We start from the raw sequence: 15,740 nt of genomic DNA, 5'->3' as shown, positions 1-15,740 counted from the left end.
AGCTGCGGTAACTCACTGACCGAAAGGTCAGAGTGTGCGAGCGAGCGGGTCGAAGTCAGCCGGCACGGGAGGAACGGGTGGAATGCTGCTCGCGACGGTGACGAATTCATCGGTCCGACTGGACTCATCAGCCGCCAGCATGACCTCCAGGACGTGCCGACCGAGTTCTCCGCTCGCGATGTGGGGGCGCCCAGCAGTAATGGCTCGCACCATCTCAAGCAGCCCGAGGCCTCGGCCGACCACGGCACCCTGCTGATCGATGTCGATCCACGGTTGGTCGAACGCCTCACCATCGCGAAGCGTGGTCAGAGGCTTCACGAACGCGCTGCGCCCAGCGAAGGTGTTGGGGTCGGGGATCACGATGGAGCCCTCGGTGCCGTGCAACTCGACGACCCCGTGGCGCTCAAGCGCGGAATCGAAGCTTAGCGTGCTCTGAGCTTGCCTGCCGGACTCGAATACCGTCAGCACCTGAAGCGTTGTCGGCACCTGGACGGCGAACCTAGTCCCGGCGTTCGGGCCCGTACGAATCTCACGCTCCTCCCGCGCCTTCATACCCGTCGCCGCGACACGGTCGACCGGGCCGAGCAAGCTGACCAGTGCCGTGAAGTAGTAGGGGCCCATGTCGAACAGCGGACCAGCCCCCGGCGTGAAGAGGAACTGCGGGTTGGGGTGCCAGAGATCAGGCCCTTGAGTTTGGAAAGTCGTCTGTGCGAATAGTGGCTCACCGATCACGCCCTGCGCGATCGCGCGTTTCGCGGTCTGGAATCCCGGTCCGAGGACGGTGTCCGGAGCGGAGCCAACCCGGAGCCCCGCGGCGTCGGCAGCGCGCAGGAGCGTATCCACACCCTCGAGATCGAGACCGATCGGCTTCTCGGTCCACACGTGCTTGCCCGCGGCGATCGCCGCTATCGACACCTCGACGTGCACAGCCGGGATGGTCAGGTTGACAATGACCTGAACGTCGGGGTCAGCGAGCACATCAGCCGCGGTCCCCCACCGGGCGACCCCGTGCTTTTCCGCCTGCGCGCGAGCGCGGTCGACGTTGAGGTCACCGACGATCACGACCTCGAGGTCGGGAAAGGAGTTCAGATTCGCGAGGTACGTGTCACTGATGACACCGCTCCCGATGATTCCAACGCCGACCACGCTCATCGGACGAACCCGCCGTCACGGAGGAAAGCCAGGCTCGCCTCGACATCCTCGAAGACGTCCCCGGGCGGGTTGTCGTATTCGATGACCGCGTACCGGATCGCGCCGGCGCCGGCAGCAAGAGCCTCGGCGAGCGGCACTTCGCCCTGGCCTGCATGCCATTGGTCGAGCGATGTCGACGCGAAGGCCGGCGCGTCAGGGGCGAACGGATTGCTCGCCGGCACAATGCCGTCTTTGATGTGAACCGCCACCAGTCGCGAACCGAGCTTCGTCACCAGCTCGGGCACATTCTGGTCGCCGGCTAGCGCCCAGTAGAGATCCAGTTCGATCTCGACCCGAGGATCGGTCAAAGCGACGAATCGCTCGAAGGCCGTCTCACCCGCGAACGAGGCGATGAACTCCTGCGCATGGTTGTGATATCCCACCGTGAGACCAAACCCTGCCGCCACCTCGGCCGCGCGATTGAGCCGCTCGGCTATATCCGCGACGCCATCCTCAGTGAGCCAGCGCTCCACGGGCACGAACGGATCGATGACCGTGCCGATCCCGATTTCCGCAGCCGCTTCGAAGACAACCTCGGGTGCTGGAGTTGGAATAGAACCGTCAGGCGTCCAAAGCTCGTCGGACAGCAGCGGGGCATGTCCGGTGGGTGCGGCCAGACCGGCGGCACTGAGGGCAGCGCGAATACGGCCAGGTTGGCGCACGAAGTCGAATGCTTCGACGTTCTTGAGTCCGATAGCGGCGAGCTTTTCGAGTGAACCGCCGGCGTCGGCAGCGAATGCGCTCGCCATCGAATACAGCTGAACGGAAGCCAAGGGAAGAGTCATCGGGTCCATCTTTCAGTGATGTCGTGTGGGTCGGTCAGGTTCGATTCGTTCACTCGACACCCGCGAATCCAGGCGAATACCAGTCACCGGCCGGAACCTCGATCACGTGCAGGAGGAGATCCTGTCGCGGGATGCCGATGTTCTCGATCTCGTCGGCGATCGCCACAAGAGCCTGGTGCTTCATCGCGGTGCCGTAGCCGACGCTCGCGAGGATCTCGATGAAGATGATGTCTTCGCGGTTGGGCTCGGGGTACGCGGTACCGAAGACGAGTTCCCCCTTCTCGTGTAGCCGGAAGATCTGAAACAGATCGGTGGCGGGCATGTCGAAGCCCTTGACCATCCCGGCCAAGATGGCGGTGCTGAGCTCAGGCAGCCGGTCGCGATAGCTGCTGTGCAGATCGATACGTGCATGAGGCATAGGAGTACTCCTTTATTGATCGGTTGGCGGTCAGTGCTCGGCGTCGACCCAGTGCTCCGGTGCGGGGCGGAGACGGTCGATGCGAGCCCAGAAATCATCCGGGATCAGGTTGGACGCAGCATCCAGAGTCCACTTGACCCGCTCCGGGCGACTCATCCCGACGAGCGTGCAATCGACGAGCGGTTCGCGGAGAGATGCCTGGATCGCGGCGGCGCCGAGTTCGATTCCGTATTCGTCACACAGGTCGGCCATGGCTGTGATCGCAGCGAGGAGTGCGGGTGAGGCTGGGCGGTACGCGTAGGTCTCGCGGCCTCCGCGTGGTGTGGCGAGGATGCCGCCGCCGAACACTGCAGCGTTGAAGATCGCCATTCCGCGACCTTTCGCGTCGGTCACGACTGCTTCGGCACTTCGATCGACCAGCGTCAGACGGTTGTGCACGAGAAGCGCGTCGAAGACGTCCAGGCCGACGTAGCGCTGCATCGTCGGCGCGTGACCGCCGGCAACACCGATCGATCCAATTGATCCGGCCTCCTTCATGGCGACGAGCGCTTCGACCGCGCCACCCGGCGCTGTCATCTCATCGAAGTCGAAGAATTCCGGATCGTGAAGGTGTACCAGAGGCAGGAAGTCCAAACCGAGGCGCTCCGCGCTCTCCTCGACCGAGCGCCTGACGCGCTCCCCCGAGTAGTCACCGTCGCGAGCGTCGACCTTGGTGACGACGAGGGGACGCTCGGACGCCTGCGTATTGCGCAGCGCCTCACCGATGCGCCGTTCGCTCTCGCCGTCGTTGTAGTTGTTAGAGGTATCGATTACCGCGATAGGACTGTGCAGCACGGCCTCGATCAGGTCGAGGGCACGGTCCTTCGGCACTTCGTAGCCGAGAACTTCGGGCATGCTCGACAACGGAGCGCCGCCGAGTCCCAACGCTGAAACCGTAAGACCCGTGTTGCCCGCGGCCCGGAGCCACCGCGACCCTCCCGGCACGTAGGCGGCGGCGGAAAGTGCGCGGTCCTCGGTGGTCATGATTCCCCTTGATCGATGTCGATAGAACTGTGCATTGTCAGACGGCGGCACTGAGATCGGTCGACGAGCTGGAACCGGCCCGATCACGGCGCGTCGCCCCAAGCCGCTGGTGAATGACGAGACTCGCTGCGCCCACGGCCGCGGCATCTCGGCCGGAATCCGAGACGCGCACATCGATCGTGTGAACGTTCCGCGCGAAAGCACGCTCGGCAAGCTCCGCTCTCACGGTCTCCGCGACCAGTGCACCGACATGGTCGAGCGCCGGACCGGTGAGCACGACCCGTTCGAGATCGAGGATGTTCGTGATCGAAACCAGCGCGACCGAAAGCATGTGCGCCGCGTGGACGATGACGGCGCGAGCACCCTCATCGTCGTTTGCGGCCGCGATCGCGATGCGCTCATAGTCCGCCCACAACGAAGCCGCGTCGCCCGACAGTGCAAGACGGCCCGCGAGTATGTCGTCGGTGAGCGCGCGCTGCACGATTCTGCCGGGCGATGCGTAGAGCTCCAGGCATCCTCTACTGCCGCATTCGCACTCCGGTCCGTTCGCGTCGACGACGACGTGTCCGAGCTCCCCGACATTCGACGTTGCTCCCCGGTAGACGTCGCCGTCTGTGATCAGACCGAATCCGATCCCCGAGGCCATAGTGACGACCGCGAGATCACGCGCGGCGGGGGCTCTACTGATCCAGAACTCGCCGATGGCACCGCACGTCGAGTCGTTCTCGATGGAAACCCACATCCCGGTACCCTCGGCGAAGTCCTGCTGAATCGAAGCCCAGTCCCACTCGGTCCAGTCCTCCGGCTGTGTGCTCTGAAGATACCTGTTGACTTCCTGCCTCCCCGGCACCGCGATTCCGATGCCCAGGAGGCTCTCCCGCGAAACCTGAGCGGCGGTGAGAAGCGCGGAAATGATGGTCGTGGCCTCGCGCACCGCTTCGCTGCGCCTGTGGTCGACGATGCCCGTCGGGGACTCGCTGTGGGCGACGACCCGGCCCGACAGATCGGTAAGCACGAATCGCGTGCGGTAGTTGCTGAGGTAGATGCCCACCGCGTGCCGCGCTGAACGATTCAGCTCCAGCAGTGTCGGACGCTTGCCGCCGGTGGACGTGCCGCGGCCCGTTTCAGCGACGAGTCCATCGGCAATAAGAAGCTTCACGATGCGCGAGATCGATGCCTCGGTAAGTCCAGAATGCTGAGCCAGCTCTACCCGGCTGATGATGCCTGCCGACCGGATCAGATCGAGCACCGCACCGCTGTTGTCCCGTACCGCCACCTGTGCCACCCCCTCGTGTTCGTGTCTACAACGACTTGCTTACGTACTGTATCTAAGTTTTGAAAATTGTGTTAGCTTTCCGATGCGGCGTCAACCGACGACCAAATCTCAGAGGTGAGAAAGCAGGAGACGATGTTGTTTCGGAATTCAAACAGCGGGTCGGTGAAGCGGCTTGCAGCGGTCGCGGCGATCGCAGCAGTAGCCGCGGTCACGCTCAGCGCGTGCGGTTCATCCGGTGGCGGCGAGCAGACGGGGTCTGCCACCGAAGGCTCGATCAACTGGTGGGGCTGGACGCCTGATACCAGCGTGGCGGAAAAGTACATCGCGGCCTTCAACGAGGAGTACCCCGATATCGAAGTGACCTACCGAAACTTCGAGAACGGCGATTACAAGGCTGCCTTGCGCGCCGGCCTGCAGTCCAACTCCGGTCCCGACGTCTTCGACATCGCTCTCGGCGGCGACGTTGCCGATTTCGGCACCTTTGGCGACTTCGGCCTCGACCTCCGCCCTGCGCTCGAGGAGCAGCTCGGAGACGACTGGGAGGATGACTTCACCTTCTCGAACGATGGCCTCACTCGCGAGGACGGTTCAGTCGCTGGCGTGTCGATGGGTGGGGTGGCAGCAGGCATGATCTGGATCAACCAGAGCATGTTCGACGAGCTGGGCGCGAAGGTGCCCACCAACTATGACGAGTGGGTCGCCGCGTGCGACATCTTCGCGGCTGCCGGCAAGGACTGCCTGGCGATGGGCGTCATCCCCGGGCGCAGCTTCGCGATGGAGACCTGGCGCTCGATCGTCAGCACGATCGAACCCGGTCTGTGGTACTCCGCACTGCAGGGCGACGCATCATGGGACGACCCCGCCTTCGAGGAAGGTCTCGAGGTCCTCGCCCAGATGAAGGAAGACGGCATCATCCGCGACGACGTCACCGGACTCGCCCAGTACCCGGATGCGAACAACGCGTTCCTCTCCGAACAGGCCGCGATGGTGCAGATGGGCACCTGGTACGCCCAGTACTCGAAGGAGGACAGCGCAATCGCATCCATGGAAGCCGCCGGCGTGACCGATCCGACACCGTTCGTTCAGCTGCCGATCCCCTTCCCCGAGGTCGGAGGCAACCCGGCAACACTGTTCGGCGAACTCGACTACGGACTGTCCGTCAATGCACGATCAAACGCCACCGCCCCCGCCACGACGTTCGCACTGTGGCTGACCGCTACCGAGCAGGGCTCCCAGATCATCGCGAACGCCATCGATCTGATCCCAGGATTCGTGGGCGTCGAGCCGCAGTGGGATGATCTGGGACTGGTCGCACCCGACGTGCAGATTCCCGCGATTCAGACCATGTACGCCGATGCAGCCGCAAGCGATGAGAGTCGCAACCAGCTCGTCACACCGGCGCTCGCACAGGCGTTCGATGTCGCCGTGGCATCCGTACTCGAAGGCAGCACCACGCCTGCAGACGCAATCGCGACACTCGTGTCCAGCACCCAGGGCTGATCACAGCCGCAAGGAAAGAAGGACGGAAATGACTGACACTCGCATACGAGGCGGTGCGAACGCCTCCGTCCCTCCGACCAATGTCGGGGCGCGATCGGCAGATCGCGCCCCGGCCCCCCGCCGCAGACGAACGACAGCGCCCGGCTTCCCCTGGATCCTCCCTGCGCTCGCGATATCGAGCGGGATCGTCTACTTCTGCATCGGCTACAACGGCTGGGTCTCGTTGCTCGACTGGAACGGCATCAGTCCTATCCAGACCTTCGTGGGCATCGAGAACTACCTTCGTGCCTTCGCCGACCCGGTCTTCTGGGGAACACTCCAGCACACGGTCATCTATTTCATCGTCACCTTCGTTGCACAGTCGATTCTTGGAATCGTGCTGGCCGTACTGCTGCACTCTCGGGTGCGGCTCGCCGGTCTCTATAAGGTGATCATCTTCATCCCGGTTGTGCTCGCACCCGCGATCATGTCTCCTGTGTTCCGGATCATCTTTGCCGGTGACGGTCCACTCAATGAGTTCCTCCGTGCCGTGGGGCTCGGCTTCCTCGCACAGCCGTGGCTCGCGCAGTCGAGCACGGCCCTGGGTGCACTGATGATCATGCAGATCTGGAACACCACGGGCATCTCGTTCATCCTCTACTACGCGGCGATCAGCCAGGTGGAGACTGATGTGATCGAGGCGGCGCGACTCGACGGCGCGGGCAACATCCGCATCGTCTGGAGCATCATCATCCCGTCGATTCGCGGCACCATCGTCGCGTTGGCGATGCTGAGCGCCATCGGCACGCTCAAACTCTTCGACATCCCCTATCTCGTCACGGCCGGCGGGCCGAACTTCTCGACAGAATTCCTCGGCACCTACATCTACCGACAGGCGGTTCCCCTGGGCGAGGTGGGCTACGCGTCCGCGCTCTCGATCATCCTGCTCGTGCTGGCGCTCGGAATGGCCATACTGCTGAACCTCCGCCGGAACGAAGACCGCAAACCCAAGAAGGGAGCGCTGCGCTGATGCTCGAAGCACGCACGTGGACCGGCAAGGCCACACTCCAGATCATCGTCACCCTCATCACCATTCCCTTCCTGATCCCGCTCATCGTCATGGTGCAGGGCTCCTTCGCGGGGCAGGGGTGGGGCAACTACGCGGCTGTGCTTTCACTCCCCCAATTGCCGTCGTTCTTCGTCAACAGCGCGATCATCTCGGCGCTGACGATCGCGATTGCCCTCATCTGCACCGTCCTGGCCGCCTTCGGTTTCGCGAAGTTGCGCATCCGAGGCAAGGAGTTCTTCTTCTGGCTGCTCCTGGCCGCGCTCACACTCCCCGAGATCGTGCTGGTCACACCGTTGTTCGTGACGGCGACATCGACGAACCTCTACAACACCTATTGGGCCGTGGTTCTCCCGCTCGCCGCTCTGCAGATCCCGTTCACCGTGCTCATCACGCGCACGTTCATGAACGGCATCCCCGATGCGCTCATCGAAGCCGCGCGCATCGACGGAGCCAACACGTGGCGCGCATTCTGGCACGTCGTGCTCCCGCTGACCCGCCCCATTGCGGCAGCGGTGATCATTCTGACCCTCATCAGCGCGTGGAACGCCTACCTCCTGCCACTGATCTTCTTGCAGGATGCTGGGTCGCAGGTGGTGACACAGGTGCCGAGCTTCTTCCAGGGCCAATACAACGACGATCAAACGAAGGTGCTCGCTTCTGCCGTGATCACGGCAATCCCACTCATCGTCGCGTATCTCTCGCTGCAGAAGCTCTTCGAGCGCGGCCTGTCCGCCGGCGCTCTCAAGTAGAAGACCTCCGGGGGGCGGCCGCTCAGCGGTCGTCCTCGGACACGACCAGAAAGACATCCGAATGGCACGCACACTCGCTCCCGGTCAGCGCTCGCGGATCGTAACCCTCGATGTGAACTCCGGCGAGATCACCCTGGTCCACGAATCGAGTGAAATCCTGTACGAAGCGCCGAACTGGTCGCTCGACGGCTCCGCCCTATACGTGAATGGCGGCGGCGACCTATACCGGCTCGCTTTCGATGATGACGGACCCCGACGCATCGACTTCGGCGACCTCCCCGAATTGAACAACGATCACGTCCTCGACCCGGACGGTATGCACGTCTTCGTCTCGGCCAACGACGGGCACATCTACCGAGCACCCCTCGCCAGCGGCGAAGCCATCAGAGTCACCAACGACAATGAAGACGGGCGCCTGCACTTCCTGCACGGCGTGAGCCCGGACGGCGCTACTCTCGCGTACATCGGTCTCGTCTCGCGTGAAGACGGATCGTGGGCCCCAGCGAACATCTTCACCATCCCCGCCGCCGGCGGCGATGACACCCAGCTCACCGACGATGAATATCCTGACGACGGCTCGGAGTACTCCCCCGACGGCGAATGGATCTACTTCAACTCCGAGCGGGCGAACACCGGCGCGGGGCACGCGCAGCTCTTCCGGATGCGACCCGATGGGACGGATCAGCAGCAGCTCACCCACGACGAACGCGTCAACTGGTTCCCGCATCCATCTCCGGACGGAACACGACTCGCGTACGTGAGTTTTCCTTCGGGGACGGAAGGCCACCCCGCCGATCGCGACGTCATCGTGCGCATCTGCGACTCGGACGGCGGAAACGTGCGGGACCTGCGCCACCTGTTCGGTGGGCAGGGGACCATGAACGTGCCCAGCTGGGCGCCCGACGGCACCCGCATCGCTTTCGTCGAGTACCCGATCGCCGACGGCGGAGCCGAATGATCCGCATCGGCATCTTCGGCGCCGCGGGCATCGCGCCGCAGGCGCTCATCCGACCCGTTTCCCGACGCACCGATATGGAGGTGGTGGCGGTCGCTGCCCGGTCCCTCGAGAGCGCCACCTCGTTCGCGCGCGAGCATGGGATTCCGCGGGCGTATGAAGGCTATGCAGAACTCCTCGCGGCGGATGACATCGATCTGGTCTACGTCGCACTACCTCCCTCTGAACACGTGCGATGGTCGGTGGCTGCGCTGGAGGCCGGCAAAGATGTCCTGTGCGAGAAGCCGATCTCGATGGATGCGGCCCAAGCTCGCCATGCGGCGGCAGTAGCCGAGCGCACGGGTCGACATCTGATCGAGGCGTTTCACGATCACTATCACCCGCTCACCGCAGCCGTACGCGACTTCGTGAACTCTGGCGCGCTCGGCACCGTCGCGAGCATCGATGCATCCTTCACGGCCGACAACCCTTACTCGCCGACATCGATCCGCCACGTCCCTGCGCTCGGCGGTGGCGCGCTCATGGACCTCGGCTGCTATCCGGTGCATTGGCTGCGTGAGCTGGCCGGCGCCGAGCCATTCATCACCGGAGCACGATTCGTACCGAATGAGCTCGGTGCCGATATCGCGATCGATGCGGAGATGGTCTTCACGTCGGGTCCCCACGCGGGAGCCAGAGGCACCCTGCACGCCAGTATGGAGCCGGGTGTCCCGTTCGCTGCGCCGGTCGTCGTCACCGGCGACCGCGGAACGCTGCGCGTGGACAATCTGGTACTCCCGCATCGCGGGCACAGTGTCACGACCGTGATCGACGGCGTCACCAGAACGTGGACGGTCGCAGGAGCCGAGACGTACGACCACGAGCTCGATGCCGTCGTCACGTCGCTGAGGACCGGCACGGCAGCCGACACCGAAGGTGAAGACTTCGTCGCCACGATGGATGTCATCGATGCGATCTACGCCGCGGCCGGTGTCGTCCGACCCGATACGGCGATCGGCTCATGAGTCGTGAAATCTCGTTGTTCGACGGTCACAGCTTGACGGGATGGTTCGCTGCTCCTCGGATCTACGGGTCGGTGTATCCCGGCGGTCCCGAGCTGCTGGATCTGGTTCCCGCGATGCCGCGCGAATACAACGAACAGTCCGCGAAGCATCCCGCGGTCTGGACCGTCGAGGACGGCGCGATCGTGGGACGACAGGATGCCGCCCCGCCTGGGTGGGGTGGCTACCTGGTAAGCGAGCAGACGTTCGGCTCGTTCGAACTCGAACTGGAGATGAAGCCCGATTGGCCGGCCGATACGGGCGTGATGATCCGCCGCCGCCGCGACTCGTGGGAGGGCTTACAGGTTCTCGTGGACCACCGTCAGTCGGGTTCGATCGGCGGCTTCTACGGCAACGGCATCGCCGGATTCCACGGTGTTCCGTTTAACATTGCTGCACGGTTGGACGCACTCGGGCGACCCGTCGGGCTCGTCGAAGATGATCCCACCACGACGCTCGAGCCGATCACGGCGCCCAAGCGAGCCATGCTCGCGCAGGCATCCGCTGCAGCGCCCTTCCTCGAATCGTGGCGATGGCGCGACTGGAACACCCTGCGGATCCGATGCGAGGGCACGCCCCCGCGAGTGACGACGTGGGTCAACGACGTCCTCATCGCGGAGATCGACACGTCCGCTATCGACTGGCCGGGCTACAACCCCGAAGCCGTGTGGTCACTTCTCGGGAAACGTGGTCACATCGCCCTTGAAGTGCACGACAACGACCCCGGAATGGGCGCCGCCCGCTGGGGGCGCGACGCGGCGTGCCGCTGGCGCAACCTACGACTGCAAGAACTCTGATTGGGCAACATGGACGAGACGACACGCATCCGACTGCTCGATGAGGTGCGCGCGGAGCGCGCACACCTGACCTTCTCCGCCCTCGATCGCAGTGACGCGCGGCGCATCGGCGAAGCCGTCGCCGCAATGAGCGAGCGTGAGCAGCTACCGGTGACGATCGCCGTCCATCTCGGCGAGCAGCGAGTCTTTCACGCTGCGTTCGACGGAACGACCGCTGCGAACGACGGCTGGGTGAGGCGAAAGCGCAACACCGTGCTCGAGCACGAGGTCTCGAGCTTCGAAGTGGCCCTAACGACTCGGCTGGCCGGGCGGAACCCGGATTGGCTCGACCCAGCCGAATTCGCCGTCGCCAGCGGCGCCGTACCCCTGTTGGTCGGCGGCCTCCTGGTGGGGACGGTCGCACTGTCGGGACTGGTCGACGCTGAAGCGTCCGACCACATCGCCGTGATGCGCGGAATCGGCGAGTACCGCGCGGCACACGAGCTCATCAACTGACCTGGAAAGCGAGACCGACATGCCTGCATTCGAAACCAACAGATGGCCCGGTCGTCAAGACCTTCAGCCGCATCAGACGACCCAGATCATCATCGGAGATGCCGATGGCGCATCGGCTGATCTTGTTTTCGAATCCGACCGGCTCTTCGAAGCCCCCAACTGGAGCCCCGACGGCACCAGCCTCGTCGTGAACAGCGAGGGCGGTCTGTTCGTCATCGACATCGCGAGCGGCGCGGTCACTGCGATCGACACACAAGGCGTCGACCGCGTCAACAACGACCACATCCTGTCTCCTGATGGGCAACTCGTTTACTTCAGCGCAAATGGGCACCTGTACAGCGTCCCGATCGCCGGTGGGGACGTGACGAAGATCTCCAACGACTTCCCGCCCGAGCTTCAGTACTTCTACTGGCTTCACGGCGTCTCTCCTGACGGACGCACCCTGGCCTATGTCGCAACGCATGCAGTCGGCGAAGACCCCAATCCGCGCGGCCGGGTGCGCCTCGCTACGATTCCGGCGGCCGGCGGGCACGACTTCTATCTCACCGACAACGAGACCGGTCATTTCGACGGGCCGGAGTACTCCCGCGATGGCGAATGGATCTACTACAACTCGGAGGAGGTGGCGGCCGTTCCCGGCCACGCCCAGCTCTTCCGGATGCGGCCGGATGGCAGCGATCACGAACAGCTCACCTTCGACGACCGGGTGAACTGGTTTCCGCATTTCGACCCGTCGGGCGCTCAGGTGCTCTACCTCAGTTACGAAGCTGGTACCCAGTCGCATCCCGCCGACGTCGAGCTCATCATCCGGATGATGGCACCGGACGGTAGCGCAGTTCGCGACGTCGTCACGCTTTTCGGCGGACAGGGGTCACTGAACGTCAATAGCTGGAATCCCGAGGGCACTCGCTTCGCGTACGCCGCGTATCCGATCGCCGGCTACGGCGGAGGCATCGACCGGTGGGACCGATAGCCCACGATAGGCCGGTGGGCGGCGCCTGCGTGCGGGCGTGGATCCCGCTTGCAGGCGCCGCGGCTGTATGAGCTAGCCCAAATAGGCTTCCCTCAGTAAATCTCCGTCTGACAGCAGCTCCGCCGGCGCCCCCTGGAACGACACACGCCCGCCGGTCACGACCACCGCATGGTTTGCCATGCTAAGGGCGAGGTGGGCGAATTGCTCCACGAGCAACACCCCGACACCGGTGTCCGCGATCTGCTTGATGGTGGGGATCAGACGCAGGAACACGACCGGCGCAAGACCCAGTGACATCTCGTCGATGAGGAGATACCTCGGTTTCGAGGCGAACGCCCGCGCGAGGACCACCATCTGCTGCTCTCCCCCTGAGAGCAACATCGTCTGACTGCCGATTCGCTTCTCGAGTTCTGGGAAGAGCGATAGCGCTTCGTCGACATCCGCCTTGTTCCGAGCGGTGATCTTGAGATTCTCGTGCACTGTCAGGGATGGAAAGATCATCCTCCCCTGCTCGACATGGCTGACGCCGAGCTTGGCCCGCTTTCGTCGACTGAGCTTCTGCAGGTCGTGGTCATCCATTCGGATCTGCCCGCCGACGCTGGTCACGACCCCGGAGATCGCCTCGAGAAGGCTCGTCTTCCCCGCACCGTTCGGACCGACGAGCGTCGTGATCTCACCGGGGGCGACTTCGAGCGATACGCCCGAGATCACCGGGCCGATCCCCCGACGCACAGTGACGTCGTCAAGGACGAGGCTCATGACAGCATCTCCGTCTCCCCCATGTAGGCCTTGAGCACTTCCGGATCCGACAGCACGGCCTCGAGTGGTCCGGAGGCGAGCACCTCCCCGAAATTCAGCACCACGAGCGTGGAACACACGCTGCGCACCAAGTCGAGGTCGTGTTCAACGATGAGCAGGGTCACCCCGAACCGTTGAGGAACCGCTCGAAGGCGATCTGCGAAAGCCAGGTGCTCTTCGTGCGAGAGACCTGCGGCAGGCTCATCCAACAAGAGGAGTCGCGGACCGGCAGCGACGTTCGCCGCAACTTCGATCAGACGCCGGGTGCCGACATCGACGATCGCGAGTGGCGTCGCACTCGCTGGGCATCCGAAGAACTCGAGCACCTCCTCGATCCGCTGCTGCGAGGCGCCGTTTGCGACGAATCGCACGTACGCGCCGACGGTCATCGTCGAAGGAACGCGGTCCTGCTGGAACGTACGCCGCAATCCAGCTCGAGCGACGCGGTGTGGCGGCAGTGCATCCAGCGTGGTCCCGTCGAGCGCGATCCGGCCCGTGTGACTCGGAAGAAATCCCGACAGAGCATCGATGAACGTGGATTTGCCTGCGCCATTCGGCCCGATCAGCCCGAGGATCTCGCCCTCCCGCAGACGAACATTCACCGCATTGAGTGCGGCAACGGCTCCGAACCGGACGCTGAGGTCCTCGACCTCCAGGAGGACGTGATCGCCACCATGCGGCTTCTGCACCCCGAGAGGTTCGAGAAGCGCGAGCGTTGCTTCCGCTTGCGACTTCCCCGCCTTTCGCCGTCGCCGCAGAAGAGCATTGCGGATGTCGCTGCCGAGGTTCGAGTTGGTGGTCAATGCCTGAATCCCCAGAATCGCGAAGGCGATACTGGACCACTCGAGAGGAACCTTGAACTGCTTCAGAATCTCCGGGATGAGCACGAAGAGGATACCGCCGAGCAAGGTCATCTCGAGCAGATGGGCGCCCACGGCGATCGCGAGGACGTAGAGGCCGAGCGAGTTCAACGTTTGGAAGGTGATGTAATTGGCCGTCGTCACCTGGCCGACCATCAAGCCACCCGCGATACCGCCGATGAACGCGCTGACGGTGAACGCGCTGAGCTTCGCCGAGGTGACGCTCGTGCCCGTCGATGCCGTACCGCGCTCGGAGAATGCCACGGAGCGCCACCCCGCCCCCCAACGGCTGCGCTGCAGATAGAACACTGCGCCGGCGACGAGAACCACGACGGCGACCACGAAGAAGAAGTAGTAGCGGTTCCCAGCCAGATCTGAGGATCCAGGAATGCCGAGCGGTCGAGCGACCCGGGTATTGGACCACTGGTCGGGAAAGGACACCTTCTGCAGAGTCATGTCGAGGGCGGCCGCGACGCCGAGGGTGACCACCGCGAGGTTGACTCCACGAAGGCGCAGCGCTGGCAGGCCGACGACGAAGCCCAACAAGGAGGCGGCGAGCGCGCCGACCAGCATTGCGACGATGAAGGCGAATCCGCCCAGCGCAGGGTAGAGCGGTGTCTGGGTCATCAGGAAGTCCAACACCCACCCACCGATGGCAGCGAAGGACAGCTGACAGAGCGCGATCATGCCAGCAGTGCCCGTCACGATCCCGAGGCCGATGAGCGAGAGCATCGCCAGCAGCACGGAGGTCGAGATCAGCAGCCAGTAGTCGGGAAGGAGGAAGCCCAGCAAAAGGGCCACCACGATGGCCCCGCCCGCGACGGCGAAGGGCATCCACGGCCTGTCGCCCGGCGAGCGAACCGCGCCGGGCCCGACCGCTGTCGTTGTGGTCGTATGAAGGTCAGCGTGCGACATCCCACACCTCCTTCCGCTGATTCCAGAGCAGGAACAGGACGATGACAATGATGGGAACCCAGTCACGGAGTAGCGTGATCTCAGGGAAGGACGTCAGCACTCCTTGCAGACCGCCCACGAGCAGGCCTCCCGTAATCGTGAGCCAGAGGTTGGTGAATGCACCCACGAGTGCTGCCGCTGCGGCAGGGATGAGGAGGACGATCATCGAGGTCGCGCTTCCTGCCTGCGTGTTGCCGACGATGGAGATGACCAGGCCGGACAAGCCGCCGACAGCTCCCCACACCAACAGTTGCAGGCCGCGGACGTTGATACCGGCGAGCTCGGCTGCCGTCTGCCGGTCAGATATCGCGCGCAGCCGCACCCCCAACGGCGTCCACGTCAGGACCACTTTGGCCAGTACGGCGATCGCGATCGCCACGACGAGCATGAGCACGCCCACCTTCGTCACGGCGATGGTGCCGAACGAGACGATCGGGCCGATCAGTAACGGCGGGTTCGGCTGGGGGCGCGTGCCGAAGACGATGAAGGACAGCGAGATGAGACCGAGCAGAGTTGCCACGGTCACAGCGCTGCGCGCCGTGGTGCTCGACTCGCCCAGCCACGTGGAGATGATCCACCCGAGGAGGCACGAGATCGCGGCGCTGGCGACGATGGCGATGAGCACGATCGCCCAGCCGGGCAGGTCGAGCGGTATGAACCGTAGCGAGAGGTAGGCGCCGAAGACGCCGACTGCGACCTGGGAGAAATTGATCACCCGGGTGAGGACGGCCATGAGGGTCAGAAGCACGCCGAACACGGCGTAGAGCGCTCCGGAACTCAGGCCGACGATGAGGGAACCGAGGATGTCCACGTCACTCCTTCGATCTTCGTTGGCGGCGGGTCCAGGGTGGTGCGGCGCGGGCCGAAGCCCGCGCCGC

The 15,740-nt window shown here is 64.1% G+C and carries 16 protein-coding genes; 8 read left to right on the top strand and 8 right to left on the bottom strand.

Annotated features, from left to right (window positions below; translation table 11 throughout):
- Positions 1-27: 27 nt before the first annotated feature.
- The 5 genes from BLT19_RS06705 to BLT19_RS06685 are packed head-to-tail and all read right to left on the bottom strand — an operon-like array spanning position 28 to position 4,693.
- The gene (locus BLT19_RS06705) at positions 28-1,152 is read right to left on the bottom strand and encodes a Gfo/Idh/MocA family protein (RefSeq protein ID WP_091487963.1); all 1,125 of its coding nucleotides are present in this window, start codon (positions 1,150-1,152) and stop codon (positions 28-30) included.
- A complete protein-coding gene (locus BLT19_RS06700; protein ID WP_091493461.1) occupies positions 1,149-1,976 on the bottom strand; it encodes a sugar phosphate isomerase/epimerase family protein in 828 nt (275 codons plus the stop codon). Before BLT19_RS06700 ends, BLT19_RS06705 begins: the two co-directional genes overlap by 4 nt.
- 49 nt (positions 1,977-2,025) lie before the next feature.
- Positions 2,026-2,394 carry a tautomerase family protein gene (locus BLT19_RS06695; RefSeq protein WP_091487962.1) on the bottom strand — a complete coding sequence of 123 codons (369 nt, stop codon included), beginning with the start codon at positions 2,392-2,394 and terminating at the stop codon, positions 2,026-2,028.
- A gap of 30 nt (positions 2,395-2,424) precedes the next feature.
- Positions 2,425-3,417 (bottom strand): aldo/keto reductase, encoded by a 993-nt coding sequence (locus BLT19_RS06690; protein ID WP_091487961.1) that lies wholly within the window; start codon positions 3,415-3,417, stop codon positions 2,425-2,427.
- A gap of 37 nt (positions 3,418-3,454) precedes the next feature.
- Positions 3,455-4,693 (bottom strand): ROK family transcriptional regulator, encoded by a 1,239-nt coding sequence (locus BLT19_RS06685; protein ID WP_172825599.1) that lies wholly within the window; start codon positions 4,691-4,693, stop codon positions 3,455-3,457.
- Between the two features lie 162 nt (positions 4,694-4,855).
- On the opposite strand from BLT19_RS06685, the gene BLT19_RS06680 reads away from it, so the two are divergent.
- The 8 genes from BLT19_RS06680 to BLT19_RS06645 all read left to right on the top strand — a co-directional run bounded on the left by BLT19_RS06680 (position 4,856) and on the right by BLT19_RS06645 (position 12,250).
- Complete coding sequence (locus BLT19_RS06680) at positions 4,856-6,193, top strand: ABC transporter substrate-binding protein (RefSeq protein WP_157681784.1); 1,338 nt, start codon at positions 4,856-4,858, stop codon at positions 6,191-6,193.
- Positions 6,194-6,221: 28 nt separating this feature from the next.
- Entirely contained in the window at positions 6,222-7,202 is a 981-nt protein-coding gene (locus tag BLT19_RS06675) for a carbohydrate ABC transporter permease (RefSeq protein WP_091487958.1), read from the top strand.
- Positions 7,202-7,990 carry a carbohydrate ABC transporter permease gene (locus BLT19_RS06670; protein WP_091487955.1) on the top strand — a complete coding sequence of 263 codons (789 nt, stop codon included), beginning with the start codon at positions 7,202-7,204 and terminating at the stop codon, positions 7,988-7,990. Before BLT19_RS06675 ends, BLT19_RS06670 begins: the two co-directional genes overlap by 1 nt.
- A 61-nt stretch (positions 7,991-8,051) precedes the next feature.
- Entirely contained in the window at positions 8,052-8,948 is an 897-nt protein-coding gene (locus BLT19_RS06665) for a TolB family protein (RefSeq protein ID WP_091487952.1), read from the top strand.
- Positions 8,945-9,949: a Gfo/Idh/MocA family protein gene (locus tag BLT19_RS06660; RefSeq protein ID WP_091487950.1), complete on the top strand. Its 1,005-nt coding sequence runs from the start codon at positions 8,945-8,947 to the stop codon at positions 9,947-9,949. The genes BLT19_RS06665 and BLT19_RS06660 overlap by 4 nt, the downstream gene beginning before the upstream one ends.
- Positions 9,946-10,782 (top strand): 3-keto-disaccharide hydrolase, encoded by an 837-nt coding sequence (locus tag BLT19_RS06655; protein WP_091487947.1) that lies wholly within the window; start codon positions 9,946-9,948, stop codon positions 10,780-10,782. Before BLT19_RS06660 ends, BLT19_RS06655 begins: the two co-directional genes overlap by 4 nt.
- Positions 10,783-10,791: 9 nt before the next feature.
- A complete protein-coding gene (locus tag BLT19_RS06650; RefSeq protein ID WP_091487944.1) occupies positions 10,792-11,277 on the top strand; it encodes a heme-binding protein in 486 nt (161 codons plus the stop codon).
- Between the two features lie 19 nt (positions 11,278-11,296).
- Positions 11,297-12,250: a TolB family protein gene (locus BLT19_RS06645; RefSeq protein WP_157681783.1), complete on the top strand. Its 954-nt coding sequence runs from the start codon at positions 11,297-11,299 to the stop codon at positions 12,248-12,250.
- A 72-nt stretch (positions 12,251-12,322) separates the two neighbouring features.
- Here BLT19_RS06645 and BLT19_RS06640 read toward each other — a convergent pair whose 3' ends face one another.
- The 3 genes from BLT19_RS06640 to BLT19_RS06630 form a co-directional block, all read right to left on the bottom strand.
- Complete coding sequence (locus tag BLT19_RS06640; protein WP_231917828.1) at positions 12,323-12,961, bottom strand: ABC transporter ATP-binding protein; 639 nt, start codon at positions 12,959-12,961, stop codon at positions 12,323-12,325.
- 44 nt (positions 12,962-13,005) lie between these two features.
- On the bottom strand, positions 13,006-14,742 hold the full coding sequence (locus tag BLT19_RS06635; protein WP_091493455.1) for a branched-chain amino acid ABC transporter ATP-binding protein/permease: 1,737 nt from the start codon (positions 14,740-14,742) through the stop codon (positions 13,006-13,008).
- A gap of 67 nt (positions 14,743-14,809) precedes the next feature.
- A complete protein-coding gene (locus BLT19_RS06630) occupies positions 14,810-15,673 on the bottom strand; it encodes an ABC transporter permease subunit (RefSeq protein WP_157681782.1) in 864 nt (287 codons plus the stop codon).
- Positions 15,674-15,740 lie beyond the last annotated feature (67 nt).

The organism is Microbacterium pygmaeum (assembly GCF_900100885.1).
Taxonomy (GTDB): Bacteria; Actinomycetota; Actinomycetes; order Actinomycetales; family Microbacteriaceae; genus Microbacterium; species Microbacterium pygmaeum.
Note: the sequence above shows the minus strand (reverse complement) of the source record. Positions and strands in the feature narration are given on the sequence as shown.

What these genes read in the sequence shown, in the direction of transcription:
- BLT19_RS06675 (WP_091487958.1), top strand. Translation starts at nt 6,222, where the DNA reads ATGACTGACACTCGCATACGAGGCGGTGCGAACGCCTCCGTCCCTCCG.
- BLT19_RS06705 (WP_091487963.1), bottom strand. Translation starts at nt 1,152, where the DNA reads ATGAGCGTGGTCGGCGTTGGAATCATCGGGAGCGGTGTCATCAGTGAC.
- BLT19_RS06670 (WP_091487955.1), top strand. Translation starts at nt 7,202, where the DNA reads ATGCTCGAAGCACGCACGTGGACCGGCAAGGCCACACTCCAGATCATC.
- BLT19_RS06660 (WP_091487950.1), top strand. Translation starts at nt 8,945, where the DNA reads ATGATCCGCATCGGCATCTTCGGCGCCGCGGGCATCGCGCCGCAGGCG.
- BLT19_RS06695 (WP_091487962.1), bottom strand. Translation starts at nt 2,394, where the DNA reads ATGCCTCATGCACGTATCGATCTGCACAGCAGCTATCGCGACCGGCTG.
- BLT19_RS06655 (WP_091487947.1), top strand. Translation starts at nt 9,946, where the DNA reads ATGAGTCGTGAAATCTCGTTGTTCGACGGTCACAGCTTGACGGGATGG.
- BLT19_RS06635 (WP_091493455.1), bottom strand. Translation starts at nt 14,742, where the DNA reads ATGCCCTTCGCCGTCGCGGGCGGGGCCATCGTGGTGGCCCTTTTGCTG.
- BLT19_RS06700 (WP_091493461.1), bottom strand. Translation starts at nt 1,976, where the DNA reads ATGACTCTTCCCTTGGCTTCCGTTCAGCTGTATTCGATGGCGAGCGCA.
- BLT19_RS06645 (WP_157681783.1), top strand. Translation starts at nt 11,297, where the DNA reads ATGCCTGCATTCGAAACCAACAGATGGCCCGGTCGTCAAGACCTTCAG.
- BLT19_RS06690 (WP_091487961.1), bottom strand. Translation starts at nt 3,417, where the DNA reads ATGACCACCGAGGACCGCGCACTTTCCGCCGCCGCCTACGTGCCGGGA.
- BLT19_RS06665 (WP_091487952.1), top strand. Translation starts at nt 8,052, where the DNA reads ATGGCACGCACACTCGCTCCCGGTCAGCGCTCGCGGATCGTAACCCTC.
- BLT19_RS06650 (WP_091487944.1), top strand. Translation starts at nt 10,792, where the DNA reads ATGGACGAGACGACACGCATCCGACTGCTCGATGAGGTGCGCGCGGAG.